We start from the raw sequence: 287 nt of genomic DNA on the forward strand, positions 1-287 counted from the left end.
GCGCGATGCGGGCAGCCGCCGAGTGTCTCGAACGCGATGCGGCGACGTCGAAGCGCGTGTGGATCGTCCGCGCCGATGCGCGCGAGCCGGTTTCCGGCACGCACGCGCATCGCCACATCAGTGCGTGGCCGCTGCGGTTTCTCGATCCGGGCAAGCGCTTCGAGCGGCCGCTGTTGTACCTGCTGCATGCGCGCGCGATCGACCGGTTGCGGCTCGCGTCGATCGAAACCGTTGATCGCGGGATCTTCGTGAACGACGCGGAAACGGCCGCATCGTCATGGCCGAAG

The 287-nt window shown here is 68.3% G+C and carries 1 protein-coding gene; it reads left to right on the forward strand.

What is annotated here, in order from left to right; all coding sequences use genetic code 11:
- The coding region (locus AAEZ02_RS22200; protein ID WP_351125173.1) for a hypothetical protein at nucleotides 1–287 on the forward strand (287 nt) is incomplete at both ends.

Source organism: Shewanella sp. T24-MNA-CIBAN-0130 (genome assembly GCF_040310185.1).
GTDB classification, from domain to species: domain Bacteria; phylum Pseudomonadota; class Gammaproteobacteria; order Enterobacterales; family Shewanellaceae; genus Shewanella; species Shewanella psychromarinicola.